At 70.7% G+C, this 1,625-nt stretch carries 2 protein-coding genes; both read right to left on the bottom strand.

The features are described from left to right. Window positions 1–543 (bottom strand): hypothetical protein (locus tag NON22_RS24055; protein ID WP_257389515.1); only part of this gene is annotated, 543 nt, incomplete at its 3' end. A gap of 13 nt (window positions 544–556) precedes the next feature. Then, window positions 557–1,625: dihydrolipoyllysine-residue acetyltransferase (locus NON22_RS24050; RefSeq protein ID WP_257389514.1), on the bottom strand; the 1,069-nt coding region annotated here is incomplete at its 5' end.

Below are 1,625 nucleotides of genomic sequence, written 5' to 3'. Positions count from 1 at the left end.
TTTCGTCGCGGCATCCGGCACGGCGGCGGCCGGCGCCGCAGCAGCCGGCGACGCCGAAACCGCTGCAGCCGGCTGCTGCGCGGCGGCCACCGGCGGGGCGCCGTCCAGGGGCCGGTCGCCGTCGCCGAGCAGCCCGCGTATCCGCGCCTGCAGCGACAGCATCTCGTCGCGCTCGCTGCGCTGCTCGGCCAGGTTCTCCAGGCGGCGGCGCCGGCGCTCCGCGCAGAGCTCGCGGTACTTGCGATTCGCATAAGCCATGGATTGGCGGATGTCCGGCAGGTGGATCTTCTCCACCTCCTCCGGCAGCGAGTCGAAACTGATGTAGTTCTCTTCGATCCAGAGCCCGCGCCGGCGCGCGACGATGCGACTCTCGCGCTCCTCGAAGAACAGCCGCGGCCAGTCCGTGTCGGGCGGCTCGCGGTCCAGGCGCAGGAACATCACGCGCAGCGACTCGTGCACGCGCGACCAGGTCGTCCTGGCCAGGTCGAGGTCGACGATGCGGATGTCCTGGAAGTCCGCGTCCATCACGTCGGCTGGGCTCACGCGCGCACCGCTCTCAGAGCAGCGTCCGGCGCATGTCGGCGAGGACCTGGCCGAGGTAGCTCGTGAAGCGCGCGGCCGAGGCGCCGTCGATGACGCGGTGGTCATAGCTCAGGCTCAGCGGCAGTATCAGGCGCGGCTGGAAGGCCTTGCCGTCCCAGACCGGCCTGGTCGCCGACTTGGACACGCCGAGAATCGCGACTTCGGGCGCATTGACGATCGGGGTGAACGCCGTGCCGCCGATGCCGCCGAGCGAGGAGATCGAGAAGCAGCCGCCGGACATGTCGGCCGGACCGAGCTTGCCTTCGCGCGCCTTCGCGGCGAGCTCGCCGGTCTCGCGCGCGATCTCGAGCACGCCCTTCCTGTCCGCGTCGCGCAGCACAGGCACGACGAGGCCGTTCGGCGTGTCGGCGGCGAAGCCGATGTGGAAGTACTTCTTGAGGACCAGGTTCTCGCCGGACGCGTCGAGCGAGGCGTTGAAGTCGGGGAATTTCTTCAGCGCGGCGACCACGGCCTTGATCAGGAACGCGAGCATGGTCAGCTTGATGCCGGCCTTCTCGTTTTCCTTGTTGATCGTCACGCGCAGCGCTTCGAGATCGGTGATGTCCGCATCGTCGTGCTGGGTGACGTGCGGGATCATGACCCAGTTGCGCGCGAGGTTGGCGCCGGAAATCTTCTTGATGCGCGACAGCGCGCGCGTCTCGATGTCGCCGAACTTGGCGAAGTCGACCTGCGGCCACGGCAGCAGGTTCAGTCCGCCGCCGGCCGCGACCGGCGCGGTGCCCGCGGGTTTCGCGCCGCCGGCCAGGGCCTGCTTGACGTAGTTCTGCACGTCTTCGCGCGTGATGCGCGCCTTGCGGCCGCTGCCGCTGACCGCGCTCAGGTCGACGCCGAGCTCGCGCGCGAACAGGCGCACGGCCGGGCTCGCATGCGGCACCTTGTCCGGCATCACGACGCTCGCGTCGAATGGAACCGGCGGCGTGCGCGGACCGGCGATCTCGGCGTCGATGCCGGGCCTGGAGGCCTCGGCCACGGCCGGCGCTGGCGCCGCCGCGGGAGCGGCGGCCGGTTCGGCCCTGGCCGGG

The organism is Tahibacter caeni (assembly GCF_024609805.1).
In the GTDB taxonomy this organism is placed as follows: domain Bacteria; phylum Pseudomonadota; class Gammaproteobacteria; order Xanthomonadales; family Rhodanobacteraceae; genus Tahibacter; species Tahibacter caeni.
The sequence above is the reverse complement of the archived record's forward strand: the minus strand, read 5'-3'. Positions and strand labels throughout refer to the sequence as shown.